Annotated in this window: 7 protein-coding genes; 4 read left to right on the top strand and 3 right to left on the bottom strand. The window is 73.8% G+C overall.

Features of this window, described 5'->3' with window-relative positions; all coding sequences use genetic code 11:
- Positions 1-6 precede the first annotated feature (6 nt).
- Positions 7-2,181 (top strand): bifunctional serine/threonine-protein kinase/ABC transporter substrate-binding protein, encoded by a 2,175-nt coding sequence (locus ACZ6D7_RS09285; protein WP_469485875.1) that lies wholly within the window; start codon positions 7-9, stop codon positions 2,179-2,181.
- 13 nt (positions 2,182-2,194) lie between these two features.
- Here ACZ6D7_RS09285 and ACZ6D7_RS09280 read toward each other — a convergent pair whose 3' ends face one another.
- Both ACZ6D7_RS09280 and ACZ6D7_RS09275 read right to left on the bottom strand, forming a co-directional pair.
- Positions 2,195-5,047, bottom strand: coding sequence for a helix-turn-helix transcriptional regulator (locus ACZ6D7_RS09280; RefSeq protein WP_469485869.1), 2,853 nt, complete (start codon positions 5,045-5,047; stop codon positions 2,195-2,197).
- A 153-nt stretch (positions 5,048-5,200) separates the two neighbouring features.
- Positions 5,201-7,072 (bottom strand): ABC transporter ATP-binding protein, encoded by a 1,872-nt coding sequence (locus ACZ6D7_RS09275; protein ID WP_469486066.1) that lies wholly within the window; start codon positions 7,070-7,072, stop codon positions 5,201-5,203.
- A gap of 165 nt (positions 7,073-7,237) precedes the next feature.
- Here ACZ6D7_RS09275 and ACZ6D7_RS09270 point away from each other — a divergent pair, with 165 nt between their 5' ends.
- Positions 7,238-8,197 carry a lysylphosphatidylglycerol synthase transmembrane domain-containing protein gene (locus ACZ6D7_RS09270; protein WP_469485865.1) on the top strand — a complete coding sequence of 320 codons (960 nt, stop codon included), beginning with the start codon at positions 7,238-7,240 and terminating at the stop codon, positions 8,195-8,197.
- Between the two features lie 229 nt (positions 8,198-8,426).
- Positions 8,427-9,524 carry a mechanosensitive ion channel family protein gene (locus ACZ6D7_RS09265; RefSeq protein ID WP_469485863.1) on the top strand — a complete coding sequence of 366 codons (1,098 nt, stop codon included), beginning with the start codon at positions 8,427-8,429 and terminating at the stop codon, positions 9,522-9,524.
- 1 nt (position 9,525) lies between these two features.
- On the opposite strand, the gene ACZ6D7_RS09260 is transcribed toward ACZ6D7_RS09265, so the two are convergent.
- Positions 9,526-11,088, bottom strand: a complete 1,563-nt coding sequence (locus tag ACZ6D7_RS09260; protein ID WP_469485860.1) for a M1 family metallopeptidase — start codon at positions 11,086-11,088, stop codon at positions 9,526-9,528.
- Positions 11,089-11,297: 209 nt separating this feature from the next.
- On the opposite strand from ACZ6D7_RS09260, the gene ACZ6D7_RS09255 reads away from it, so the two are divergent.
- Entirely contained in the window at positions 11,298-13,520 is a 2,223-nt protein-coding gene (locus tag ACZ6D7_RS09255) for an NADP-dependent isocitrate dehydrogenase (protein WP_469485857.1), read from the top strand.
- The last annotated feature ends 73 nt before the right edge of the window (positions 13,521-13,593 follow it).

The following is a 13,593-nucleotide window of genomic DNA, read 5'->3' as shown; positions in this document are numbered from 1 at the left end:
GCGTTGATGGAACCGCTGCGCGGCGCCGATCCGGCCGGGATCGGCGGCTACCAGCTGCTGCGCCGGCTCGGCGCGGGCGGCATGGGCGTGGTGTACCTGGCGCGGTCCGCCGGGGGCGGGCTCGCCGCGGTGAAGGTGATCCGCGCCGCGCACGCCGACGACCCGGGCTTCCGGGCCCGGTTCCGCCGCGAGGTGGAGACGGCGGGCCGGGTGGCCAGCCCCTGGGTGGTGCCGCTGCTCGACGCGGACCCGGACGCGGAGGCGCCGTGGCTCGCCACGGCGTTCGTGCCGGGCCCCGACCTGTCGGAGGCGGTGGCGGCGTACGGGCCGCTGCCGCACGCCTGCGTCCGCTTCCTGGGCGCCCGGCTCGCCGAGGCGCTGGACGCCGTGCACCGGGCTGGGCTCGTGCACCGGGACGTCAAGCCCGGCAATGTCCTGCTCGCGATCGACGGCCCCAGGGTGATCGACTTCGGGATCGCCCGGACACCGGAGGACACCGCGCTCACCGCCAGCGGGATGGTGGTCGGCTCCCCCGGTTTCCTCTCCCCGGAGCAGGCCCGGGGCAGGGGGCGGGAGATCGGGCCGGCCAGCGATGTCTTCTCGCTCGGCTGTCTGCTGGCGTACGCCGTGACGGGCGAACGCCCCTTCGGCGCGGGGTCGGCACCCGGTGTGCTGGTGCGCACGGTGCACGAGGACCCCGATCTGGACGGCGTCCCGGCGCCGTTGCTGCCGCTGCTGCGGGACTGCCTGGCGAAGGAGCCCGCCGCCCGCCCCACCGTGACCGAGGTGCGGGCGGCCCTGGACGGCGAGGACGACAGCCTGGGCGGGGGCTGGCTGCCGGAGCCGGTCACCCGGCTGATCGCGCGCCGTTCGACGGCCGTCCTCGCGCTGCCGGCGGTCGAGGCGACCGAGGTGTCCGGCGCGCCGGCGGGCGCCGACACGATGCCCGGCGGGGACGAGCCCGCACGGGGCGCCACGCGGCGCCGCCTGTTGGTGCTGGGCTCGGTCGCCGGGGTGCTGGCGGCGGGCGGAACGGCGGCCTGGTGGACGGCGGGACGCCCCGACGGCGGGCCCGCGCGGGACGCCGGAGCGGATCTGGCGCGGCTGGTGGTCGCCGTGCACGCCGACCTGAGCGGCGGTGGCCGCAGCGCGGGACGGGCCCAGGAGAACGGCGTACGGCTCGCCGTCGACCACTTCAACGCCCGTGCCGGGCGCGCCTTCGACCTGGCGCTCCAGGTGCACGACGACGGGGGCCGCACGGCCGGGGCGCGGCAGATCGCCCGGCGGCTGGGGGCCGACGAACGGGTCCGCGCGGTGCTCGGGCCGACCACCGACGCCTGTGCGCGGGCCGCCCTCCCCCTCTACCAGGAGGCCCGGCTCCCCCTGGTCTCGGTGTCGGTCGGCCTCGTCGGGGTGTCCTCCGTCGCCGGCCGGGTGTACGCGGCCACCCGCCCCGACGACATGACCCTGGCGGCGCCGATCGCCAGGTATCTCGTGCGGACCGCCCGCGCGAGCCGGATCGTGCTGATCGACGACGCGGCGGAGGGCGACACCGGCGGGCAGATGCTCGGGCTCGTGGACGACGCCGTGCGCTCCGGGCAGCGCACCACGATCCGGCGCACGTTCGCCGCCGAGGACGGCTCGGCCGCCGACTTCAGCGCCCTCGCGGCGTCAGTGACGGCGGCGAAGGCGGACGCGGTGGTGTTCGCCGGAGGGCACGCCCGCGCGGCGAAGCTGGCCCGCGCGCTGCGCTCCGCCGGCTTCTCGGGTGCGCGGCTGGCCGGCCCGCACGCCCTCGACCCCCGTTTCCTGGCCTCGGCGGGCGAGGCCGCCGAGGGCTGGGTCTTCGCCGCCGCCTTCCTGGACCCGACCCGGGTGCCGGCGGCACGGCCCTTCGTCACCGCCTACCGGGAACGCTTCGGGACCGCCCCGCCCTGGTACGCCGCCGAGGCCTACGACGCCACGCTCTTCGTCGCCCGCGCCATGACGACGCTGGGCGCGTCCCGCGCGGAACGCGCCGCCGTCTCGGGCCGGCTGCGCGAGACCGACTACCGGGGGATCACCAAGCGGTTGCGCTACAACGCCACCAGCTATCTCTACACGGACGCGATGTACCTGTTCCGGGCGGCCGACGGCGGCTTCAGCTGGCTCGGCGAGTACCGGGACGTCCCCACCGCGTGACGGCGGGGGCGGCTCAGCCCGTGAACGGGTGCCCGGGGGTGCGGACCGCCATCAGCGCCGCCAGGGCGGCCCGTGAGGAGACGCCCGTCTTGCGGTAGATGCGGGAGACGTGGGTCTCGACCGTACGACGGCTCAGGCAGAGCCGGTCGGCGATGGCCGGGCTGGTGAGGCCCTCGGCGACGAGGCCGGCGATCTCCCGTTCGCGGGCGGTGAGTTCGGCGAGCCGGCGCTCGGGGCCGTCGGGGACGTCGGCCACCGCGGGGCGGATCATCTCGGCCAGGCCGGTCAGCATCTCGGCTCCCCCGGTGGCGGCCAGCCGCTGCCCCCGCTGCCAGGCGGCCTGTCCCTGGCGGGGGCCGTCCGGGTCGCCGGCCAGCAGGGGGGCGCCGAGGAGCAGCGAGAACGCCTCCCAGAACAGCGCGCCGCTGCGGGCGCTCTCGTCGGCCGCCGACACGAACAGCTCCGCCGCCGCCCGGGCGTCTCCGAGACCGAGCGGGATGTGCGCGGCGCTGCGCATCGCCGAGGCCCGCTGCACCGGCAGGTCGAGCCGCTCGGCCTCCTCGCGGGCCTGCTCGGCCCACTCCTTCGCGTCCTCCAGATCCCCGGCGGTGACGGCGGACGTCACCAGGATCTCCAGGAACAGCGGGCGCATCGACGGCTGGAGGCGGCCCAGCCCGGGACCGCCGGCGTGCAGCACCGCCTCCCGGGCGCGGGCCGGGTCGCCGGCGGTGAGTGCCGCGTAGCCGAGCATGGACCAGGCGATGGACGCCCACCAGTTGCCGCCCAGCCCGGCCGCGGCCACCGCCTCCTCGGCCACGGCCAGGGGCCGGGGGTCGCCGGGCGGGGAGGCGGCCACCACGGCGTGGGCCTTGGTGGCGAGGACGAAGGCGAGAAGTTCGTCGCTGCCGATGCCGCGGGCGATGTCCTCGGCCTCGTCCGACAGCTCCACCGCCGACACCGGCCGGCAGATCTGGATGTGGACGTGCGCCTTGCACAGCAGCAGATGGGGCAGGAGGTAGAGCTGGCCGGTGCGGCGGGCGATGGCCAGGCCGCGGTCGGCGTGCCGTTCGGCGTCGGCGAAGCGCTCCAGGAACGCCTCCGCCCAGCCCAGCCGCGCCAGTTGCTCGCACTGGCCGGTGAGGTCGTCGTCCGGCAGCGAGTCGACGAGGGCCGCCGCCTGGCGGGCGTAGGTGTCGGCGGCGGCCGTCTCCCCCTCGTATGCCTCCCCCAGCGCGGCGACGGTCAGGGCGCCGGCCACACCCACCTCGTCCCCGAGGGAGCGGGCGATCTCGAGGGTGCGCGCCACGTCGGCGCGCACGGTCGGGTACGAGGTGTCGTGCGGCGCGGAGGAGCCCAGTTCCAGGCCGAGGGCGACCTGGTCGGCGGGCGAGGGGGCCGGGTCGTCGCGGTGCAGTTCGCGGCGGAGCAGGGCGACCGCCTCCGAGTAGCGGCCCAGATGGCGTTCCATGACGGCGCACAGGACGACGGCCAGGGCCCGTGATCCGGCGCCGTCGCCGCCCGGGTCGGGCATGGCGATCACCTGGTGCAGCAGGTCGCGGCTCTCCCGGAGCTGTCCGCAGGCGCCCAGCGCGCGGGCTCTGCGCAGCGTCAGCGCGCGGCGCTCCACGGCGTGTTCGGGGGTGTGCGGGAGGTGGCGCAGGACCACGTCCAGCCAGTGGGCGCAGCTGGCGGGCGCCGTGTGCGCGGCCTGTTCGGCGGCCTCGGTGAGCACGGCGACGGCGTGCGGGTCCCAGCCGGACAGCGCGCGTTCGGCGTGGTGGGCGCGCTCGGCCAGCGGGGCGCCGGCCCGGGCCAGTTCGGCGGCGGCCAGCCGGTGGGTCTCGGTGCGCAGCCAGGGGTCGGTGCCGTCGTGCACGAGGCTGCGCAGCACGGGGTGGCGCAGCGCCAGCCGGCCGTGCTGGCCGGTGCGCAGCAGGTCACGCCGGGTCAGTTCGGTCAGGTCGGCGGCGAGGTCGGCCGGTTCGCGGCCGGTGACCGGGGCGAGCAGGGCGGGGGTGGCGTGGTCGCCGAGCGCGGCCACCACCTCGACCAGCCGGCGCTGCGGTGCGGTCAGCGGGGTCAGTTCGTCGAGCAGCAGCGCGCCGAGCCCGGTGGTGGACAGCCGGCTGACGGAGGCGCCCTCGCGGTGCGCCTGGAGCAGGGCGAGGAGGTAGAGCGGGTTGCCCTCGCTGGCGGTGATGAGCCGGAGGGCCTCGTCGTGCGGCAGGCCGGCGGTGAGTCCCTCGACGCACGCGCGTTCGCCGAGCGGCCCGAGGACCGTCCGGCGCACCGCCCCGGTGTCCGTGCCGCGGATGAGGGTGGCGGTGAGCGGGGCGGGGCTCTGGCGTTCGCGGCGGGCGACGACCAGCAGGACGCGGGCGCGCGGGGGGTGCCGTACGAGGTGGTCGAGGAGTTCCAGGGAGGCGGCGTCCGCCCAGTGCATGTCGTCCAGCACCAGCACCAGGGGTGCGGTGGCGGCTGCGTGGGTGAGCAGGGCGGCCGTGGCCCGGTGGAGGCCGAAGCGGTCCGCGCGGCGGGGGGCGCCGCTGAGCACCGGGGCGACCTCGACGGCCGCCGGGAAGGACTCCCGCACGTCGGGGTCGAGGTCGGCGAGGGCGTCGGTGAACGGCTGGAAGGGGATGTGCCGTTCGTACTCGGTGGCCCGGCCGCGCAGGACGCCCGCGCCGAGCCGGGCCGCGCGCCGGCACAGCTCGGTGACGAGCCGGCTCTTGCCGATGCCGGCCTCGCCACTGACGTCCAGCACGGCCGGACGCCCCTCCTCGTCGCCCACGAGGTCCGCCAGTGTGCGGTCGACGCGCGCCAGTTCGGCGTCTCTGCCGACCAGCGGTGTCCGATCCGTCGTCATGCCTCACGCCCCCGCAGCCCGTGGTGGTCAGGTCATTCTGTCCTACGGCACCGACAGTCCCCCGCGTCCCGGGCGGGCGGCCGTCGGTTACCGCGCGGCAGGTAACCGTGGTGGGGGGCGGGGCGCGGGTGTGCGGACATCAGGTCCGTGTGCTCACCGGATCACCGCCCCCGGCTCCGCGAACTGGGTGCGGTACAGCTCGGCGTAGCGGCCGTCGGCGGCGAGGAGGTCGTCGTGGGTGCCGCGTTCGACGATGCGGCCGGCCTCGACGACGAGGATCAGGTCGGCGGCGCGCACGGTGGACAGGCGGTGGGCGATGACGAGGGCGGTCCGGCCGGTCAGGGCCTCGGCGAGGGCCTCCTGGACGGCCGCCTCGGAGGTGTTGTCCAGGTGGGCGGTGGCCTCGTCGAGGATGACGACGCGCTGGCGGGCCAGCAGCAGCCGGGCGATGGTCATGCGCTGGCGTTCGCCGCCGGAGAGCCGGTAGCCGCGTTCGCCGACGACGGTGTCGAGGCCGTCGGGCAGGGCGCGGACGAGGTCGTCGAGGCGGGAGCGGCGCAGCGCGTCCCACAGGTCGTCCTCGGTGGCGGTGGGGCGGGCGAGCAGCAGGTTGGCGCGGACGGTGTCGTGGAAGAGGTGGCCGTCCTGGGTGACCATGCCGAGCGTGGCGCGCAGTGCGGCGGCGCCGAGGTCGCGGACGTCGACGCCGCCGACCCGGACGGCGCCGGCGTCGACGTCGTACAGGCGCGGCAGGAGCTGGGCGACGGTGGACTTGCCGGCGCCGGAGGAGCCGACGAGGGCGACGGTCTGGCCGGGCTCGGCGCGGAAGGAGATGCCGTGCAGGACCTCGGTGCCGCCGCGGGTGTCGAGGGTGGCGACCTCCTCCAGGGAGGCGAGGGAGACCTTGTCGGCGGACGGGTAGCCGAAGCGGACGTCCTCGAACTCGACGGATACGGGGCCCTCGGGGACCTCGCGGGCGTCCGGTTTCTCCTCGATGAGCGGTTTCAGGTCGAGCACCTCGAAGACCCGCTCGAAGCTGACGAGGGCGCTCATGACCTCGACGCGGGCCCCGGCGAGCGAGGTGAGGGGCGCGTACAGACGGGTCAGGAGCAGGGCGAGGGCGACGACGGCGCCGGGGTCGAGGGTGCCGCTCAGGGCGAGCCGGCCGCCGAGGCCGTAGACGAGGGCGAGGGCCAGGGCGGAGACGAGGGTCAGGGCGGTGATGAACACAGACTGGGCGGTCGCGGTGCGCACGCCGATGTCCCGGACGCGTGCGGCGCGCTCGGCGAACTCCGCGGACTCGTCCTCGGGACGCCCGAACAGCTTGACCAGGGTGGCGCCGGGCGCGGAGAACCGCTCGGTCATCCGGGTGCCCATGGCCGCGTTGAGGGCGGCCGCCTCCCGCTGCATGCCGGCCATCCGGCCGCCCATCCGCCGGGCCGGGATCACGAACACCGGCAGCAGAGCGAGCGCGAGCAGCGTGACCTGCCAGGACAGGGTGAGCATGACGGCGAGGGTGAGGACCAGGGTGACCAGGTTGGAGACCACTCCGGACAGGGTGTTGCTGAACGCCCGCTGGGCGCCGATCACGTCGTTGTTGAGTCGGGAGACGAGCGCTCCCGTACGGGTACGTGTGAAGAACGCGACCGGCATCCGCTGCACATGATCGAACACGGCCGTGCGCAGATCGAGGATGAGCCCCTCCCCGAGCGTCGCCGACAGCCTCCGGCTCAGGACGCCGAGCGCCGCCTCCAGCACCGCGATCAGCGCGATGAGCAGGGCGAGGCGTACGACGGTGTCCGGGTCGCCGTGCGACACGATCGCGTCGACGACCGATCCGGCGAGGACCGGGCCGGCGACGGCGAGCAGCGCGGTCACCACCCCGAGCACCGCGAAGACCGCGATCCGGCGGCGGTGCGGTCGGGCGAACGCGCCGATGCGGCGCAGGGTCGTGCGGTCGAAGGGGCGGCGTTCCGCTTGTGCGTTCATGACGCTGTACAGCTGCGTCCACGCGGTGGCGTCCATGCTCATGCCCGTGAACCTAGAACCTCGAGCAATGTTGAGGTCAAGGCCGGTCCGATGTCCCCCGGTCCGATGTCCCCCCGTCCGAAGGATCCGATGACCGCACGCCACGTTCCGTCCGCGCTTCCGCAACCCCTGGTTGGCTCCGCGCGGAAACCCTCTCCCGATGTGACAGCCGTCCCCCTCCCCCGTGCCCCCCGGCGCCTCCCCGTCCGCCGGATCCTGTGTCTGGTCCCGCTCCTGCTGGTCGTCGTGGTCGCGGTCCGCAACCACTCGGTGCTGACCGAGGGCCTCGGTCATCTGCGCACGGCCCAGTGGCCCTGGCTGCTGGCCGCGGCCGGGATGACCTGTCTGACCTGGGTGGCGGCGGCCGTCACCCGGCAGGGCGCCGTCGTGCAGCGGCTGCCCCGGCTCAGACTGCTGGCCACGCAGTTCGCGGCGGGCGCCGCCAACCACCTGCTGCCGACGGGCCTCGGCGCGAGCGCGGTCAATCTGCGGTTCATGACCGTGTGCGGGGTGCCGCTGGCCCGCTCCTCGGCGGCCCTCGCCCTCTATCTGCTGGCGGAGGGGGTGGCCCGGGTCGGTCTGCTGACGGTGCTGCTGCTGGTGTTCCCCGACGCGCTGCGGCTCGGTTCGCTGCTGCCCGACGCGGCGTTCGGCCCGCTGCTGGGCGGCCTCGCGGGGGCCGTGCTCCTGGCGGCGGGCGCGCTGGTGATGATCCGGCGGCTGCGGCAGGCGGTGTGGTCCTTCCTGCGGACGGCGCTCGGCGAGGCGCGTTCGGTGCACACCCGGCCGGCCCGGGCGCTGGCCCTGTGGGGCGGTTCGCTGGCGTTCCCGGTGCTCCAGGCGGCCGGGCTGGTGACGGTCGGGCTGGCGCTGGGGCTGCCGGTGCCGGTCACGCACATGGCGGTCGCGTATCTCGCGGCGACGGTGGCGGTCGCCCTCATACCCACCCCGGGCGGCATCGGCTCGGTGGAGGCGGCGCTGGTCGTGGCCCTGGTGGCGGCGGGCGGCCCGGTGGCCCTGGCGACGGCCGTGGTGCTCACCTTCCGGGTGATCACCGTCTGGCTGCCGTTGCTGCCGGGGGCGTTGACGCTGGGCGCGCTGGTGCGGCTGAAGGTGATCTGAGCGGCGCGAGCGCCGGCCGCCGGACACCCGTGAACTGGCCGAAGACAGCCGCCCGGGCAGACCTCGGGGTACGAACTGCCGTTCCGGATACGGCAGGATGAACGGTCGCGCCTGTTCTCGGACGGCGCGACCGCACATCCCGGAAACGAGCAGGTGACAACGTGACGAGTCTTCACATCCGGCCGCCGGCGGCCCGGTCCGCCGCGGATCGACGTTCCGGAGGTGGCCGGTGAACCGTGCGCTCACCCTGGACGACGGCGTCCTCGCCGGCATCGCGCTGGCCGCGGGCTTCCTGGTGGCCTTTCTGTCGCGCGGGCTGCTGCGCTGGCTGGGCAAGCACGCCAAGCGCACCAAGTGGAACGGCGACGACGTCGTGGTGGACGCGCTGCGCACGGTCGTGCCGTGGGCGGCGATCACCGGTGGCGCGGCGTCCGCGGCGGCGGTGCTGCCACTGACGAAAGCGGTGCAGCACACCGTCAACCAGTGTCTGACGGTGCTGCTGATCTTCGCGGTGACCGTGTCGGCTGCCCGGGTGGTCGCCGGGCTGGTGCAGTCCGTGACCTCCTCCCGGTCCGGGGTCGCCGGATCGGCCACGATCTTCGTGAACATCACCCGGGTGCTGGTCCTGGCGCTCGGCTTCCTGGTGGCGCTCCAGAGCCTCGGGATCTCCATAGCCCCGATGCTCACGGCCCTGGGCGTGGGCGGTCTGGCGGTGGCGCTGGCCCTTCAGGACACGCTCGCCAACCTCTTCGCGGGCATCCACATCCTGGCCTCCAAGACCGTGCAGCCCGGTGACTACATCAGGCTGAGCAGCGGCGAGGAGGGCTATGTTGAGGACATCAACTGGCGTCAGACGACCGTCCGGGCGCTCTCCAACAACCTGGTCGTCATCCCCAACGGCGAGCTCGCCAAGACGAACATGACCAACTTCATGCGTCCCGAGCAGCAGTTGACGATCCTGGTGCAGGTCGGGGTGGCCTACGACAGCGACCTGGAGCACGTGGAGCGGGTGACGACGGAGGTCGTCGCCGAGGTGATGACGGAGATCGCCGGCGCGGTCCCGGACCACGAGCCGGCGGTGCGTTTCCACACGTTCGGCGACAGCCGGATCGGCTTCACCGTGATCCTCGGCGTCGGCGAGTTCAGCGACCAGTACCGGATCAAGCACGAGTTCATCAAACGCCTGCACCGCCGCTACCGGGCCGAGGGCATCCGGATCCCGGCGCCCGCCCGGAACGTCTCGCTCCAGCAGGGCGCGGTGGTCATCCCGCAGCAGCGCACCCCCGAGGAGGCGGGCGAAGTGGCCTCCTCCCGCCTCGACGGCTGACTCAGAGCGTCGCGGAGTTCTCGTGCCAGCGCGCGCCCGTGCGCTGGTGCGGGGCGACGAGGGACGGCGGCACCGGGTTGACCGTCCAGTCCGGATGGCCGGGCATCCTCGGCGTCGTCGTGCCGTACAGCCAGTCGCGCAGGAAGCCGGAGACGTCCTGGCCGGACGCCCGGCAGGCGACGGCGATGTAGTCGTCCGTCGACGCCGAGGCGTCCCGGTGGCGGGCGAGGAAGGCCCGCTCGACGGCGTGGAAGGCGTCCTCGCCGATCAGCTGCCGCAGTGCGTACAGCACGAGGACGCCGCCCAGGTAGCGCTGGCCGTCGAAGAGGGTGGCCGCGGTCGGCGCGGCGACGGGGCCGGACTTCTGCCGCCACTGGTCGCCGAGCCCGTACGTGTGCCGCATCCGGGCCTCCAGGCTGGTCATGCCCAGGGAGTCCGGCCAGCCGCGCTCGTAGCGGTAGAGCAGCCCGTAGAAGTCGGCGTGGCCCTCGTTGAGCCACAGGTCGGCCCAGGTGGCGGGGCTGACGCTGTTGCCGAAGTAGGAGTGGACCAGCTCGTGCATCATGTGCGAGCCGATCTTCGCCTCCTCCTGGAGGAGGTAGTTCGGCTTGTACAGGGTGAGGGTCTGGGTCTCCAGGCCGGTGAAGTCGAAGGCGTTCGAGGCGTCGTTGTTGCAGGGCAGCAGCCCGTACGTCTCGAAGGGGTAGGCGCCGAGCCGCTGCTCGATCCACTCCACCAGGCCGGGGGTGAGGGCGAGGGCGGGCTCGAGGGCCTCGGCCCGGGCGACGGGGACGACGTCGCGCAGGGGCAGCCCGTGCGGGCCCTGCCGCTTCTTCACCACGTAGTCGCCGACGGTGATCTGGACCACCTCGGTGGCGATCGGCGAGCGGGAGCGGTAGGTGTACCGGGTCCGCTCGCCGGCCAGGTCCTCGGTGCAGACCAGGGAGCCGCTGGCGACGGCCTTCAGGGCGGCCGGGACGGTGATGCGGAAGGTGAAGTCCGCCTTGTCCGACGGGTGGTCGTTGCAGGGGAAGACGGTGTGCGCCGAGTCGGGCTGCGGGCAGATCGCGAAGCCGTCCGGCGTGGGCACCCAGGCGGTGTGCGCGAGGGCGCGGCGCGGGTCCGCCGTGTACGTCACGCACACGGTGGCGCGGGCGCCGTCGCGCAGCGGCCGGGCGGGCGTGACCCGCAGCTTCTCGTCCACCTGCTCGAACTCGGCCGTGCGGCCGTCGACGCGCACGGAGCGCACGTCCAGTCCGAGGGCGTCGAGGGAGAGGCGGGAGAGGCTGTCGGTGGTCCGGATCTTCAGCGTCGCGGTGGCGTCCACCAGCAGGGTCGTGGCGTCGTAGGAGAGGTCGAGGTGGTAGGCGCCGACCCGGTAGCCGTCGTTGCCGAGGGCCGGGAAGACCGGGTCGCCGAGGGTCTCCGGTGCCGGAGCCGGGCCGCCCCCGTCGGTCCGGGTCGCCGTCGTGGTACCGGCGTACGCCGCGTTGCCGCCGGTCAGGGCGGCGGCCGAGCCGATGAGCAGCGCCGCGGGTGCCGTCACTCTGGTGCGATATCTCATGGTCCGCTTTCGATCGGGCGGCCGGGTGGTCGGTCCGGCCGTCGGATGAGGTCGACGATCAACCTTGTGGACGGACGAAAACTCCGGTTCGGTTGCCCCGAACGGACGCACGGCCGGATCCGGCCTGTGGGCGGACCCCTGTCGAGCCCGCCCCCGTCACGAGATATCTTGATGTCGAGCAATGTTGCAGACGTGGAGCGGAGCACCCGGTGACTGACTCGACCATCATCTATACCCACACTGACGAGGCCCCGGCCCTGGCGACGTATTCCTTCCTGCCGGTGGTCCAGGCCTACGCCTCGCAGGCGGGTGTCGCCGTGGAGACGCGGGACATCTCGCTGGCCGGCCGTATCATCGCGGTGTTCCCGGAGTACCTGACCGAGGACCAGCGGATCCCGGACGCGCTGTCCGAGCTGGGCGAACTGGCCAAGACGCCCGCGGCCAACATCATCAAGCTGCCGAACATCTCGGCGTCGATCCCGCAGCTCAAGGCCGCCGTCGCCGAGCTGCAGGGTCAGGGCTACGCGCTGCCGAACTACCCGGACGACCCGAAGACCGACGAGGAGCGGGACATCCAGGCCCGCTACGACAAGATCAAGGGCTCGGCCGTCAACCCGGTCCTGCGGGAGGGCAACTCCGACCGCCGCGCCCCCGCCTCGGTCAAGAACTACGCCAAGACCCACCCGCACCGCATGGGCGCCTGGTCGTCGGAGTCCAAGACCGACGTGGCGACCATGGGCGAGAACGACTTCCGCTCCACCGAGAAGTCCGCCGTGATCTCCGAGGCCGGCTCCCTGCGGATCGAGCTGGTCGCCGAGGACGGCACCACCACCGTCCTGCGCGAGTCCGTCCCCGTCCTCGAGGGCGAGGTCGTCGACGCCTCCGTGATGCGCGTCGCCGCGCTGCGCGAGTTCCTGACCGCGCAGGTCGCCAAGGCCAAGGCCGAGGGCGTGCTGTTCTCCGTGCACCTCAAGGCCACGATGATGAAGGTCTCCGACCCGATCGTCTTCGGTCACGTCGTACGCGCGTTCTTCCCGAAGACCTTCGAGAAGTACGGCAAGGTCCTCGCCGGCGCCGGTCTCTCCCCGAACGACGGTCTGGGCGGCATCCTCAAGGGCCTCGAGACCCTGCCGCACTTCGGTGAGGAGATCAAGGCCTCCTTCGACGCCGAGCTGGCCGAGGGCCCGGCCCTGGCGATGGTCGACTCCGACAAGGGCATCACCAACCTGCACGTGCCGTCCGACGTCATCGTCGACGCCTCGATGCCGGCCATGATCCGCACCTCCGGCCACATGTGGGGCCCGGACGGCCAGGAGGCCGACACCCTCGCGGTCCTGCCGGACTCCTCCTACTCCGGCGTCTACCAGGCCGTCATCGACGACTGCCGCGCCCACGGCGCCTACGACCCGTCGACGATGGGCTCGGTCCCGAACGTCGGCCTGATGGCGCAGAAGGCCGAGGAGTACGGCTCCCACGACAAGACCTTCGAGATCGCGACGGCCGGCACGGTCCGTCTGGTCGACCAGGCCGGCAACGTGGTCCTCGAGCAGCCGGTCGCCGAGGGCGACATCTTCCGCGCCTGCCAGACCAAGGACGCGCCGATCAAGGACTGGGTGAAGCTGGCCGTCACCCGCGCCCGCGCCACCGGCGACCCGGCCGTCTTCTGGCTGGACGAGACCCGCGCCCACGACGCCAACCTGATCGCCAAGGTCAACGCCTACCTGACGGAGCACGACACCGAGGGCCTGGACATCCGTGTCCTCGCCCCGGTCGAGGCCACCAAGCTGTCGGTGGAGCGCATCCGCCGCGGCGAGGACACCATCTCGGTGACCGGCAACGTGCTGCGTGACTACCTGACCGACCTCTTCCCCATCCTGGAGCTGGGCACCAGCGCCAAGATGCTGTCGGTCGTCCCGCTGATGGCGGGCGGCGGCCTGTTCGAGACGGGCGCCGGCGGCTCCGCGCCGAAGCACGTCCAGCAGCTGGTCAAGGAGAACTACCTGCGCTGGGACTCCCTCGGTGAGTTCTTCGCGCTCGTGCCCTCCCTGGAGCAGTGCGCCACGGCCACCGGCAACACCCGCGCCAAGGTCCTCGCCGACACCCTCGACCGCGCGACGGCGACCTTCCTCAACGAGGACAAGTCCCCGACCCGTCGCGTCGGCGGCATCGACAACCGCGGCAGCCACTTCTACCTGTCCCTGTACTGGGCGCAGGAGCTGGCCCGGCAGACCGACGACGCCGAGCTGGCGAAGGCGTTCGCGGCGCTCGCCGAGACGCTCACCGCGGCCGAGCAGACCATCGTGGACGAGCTGAACGCCGTCCAGGGCGAGCCCGCCGACATCGGCGGCTACTACCAGCCCGACCCGGCGAAGGCCGCGGCCGTCATGCGGCCGTCCGCCACGTGGAACGCGGCGCTGGCCTCCCTGAGCTGACGCACCCCGCTCCATTGATCCACCGATCCGCCCCGGCCGGGACCACCCGGCCGGGGCGGATCCATGTCCGCCA

Source organism: Streptomyces sp. NPDC041784, assembly GCF_055591025.1.
Note: the sequence above shows the minus strand (reverse complement) of the source record. Positions and strands in the feature narration are given on the sequence as shown.

Coding starts and splice junctions, on each gene's coding strand:
- ACZ6D7_RS09285 (WP_469485875.1), top strand. CDS start 7: ATGGAACCGCTGCGCGGCGCCGATCCGGCCGGGATCGGCGGCTACCAG.
- ACZ6D7_RS09280 (WP_469485869.1), bottom strand. CDS start 5,047: ATGACGACGGATCGGACACCGCTGGTCGGCAGAGACGCCGAACTGGCG.
- ACZ6D7_RS09275 (WP_469486066.1), bottom strand. CDS start 7,072: ATGGACGCCACCGCGTGGACGCAGCTGTACAGCGTCATGAACGCACAA.
- ACZ6D7_RS09260 (WP_469485860.1), bottom strand. CDS start 11,088: ATGAGATATCGCACCAGAGTGACGGCACCCGCGGCGCTGCTCATCGGC.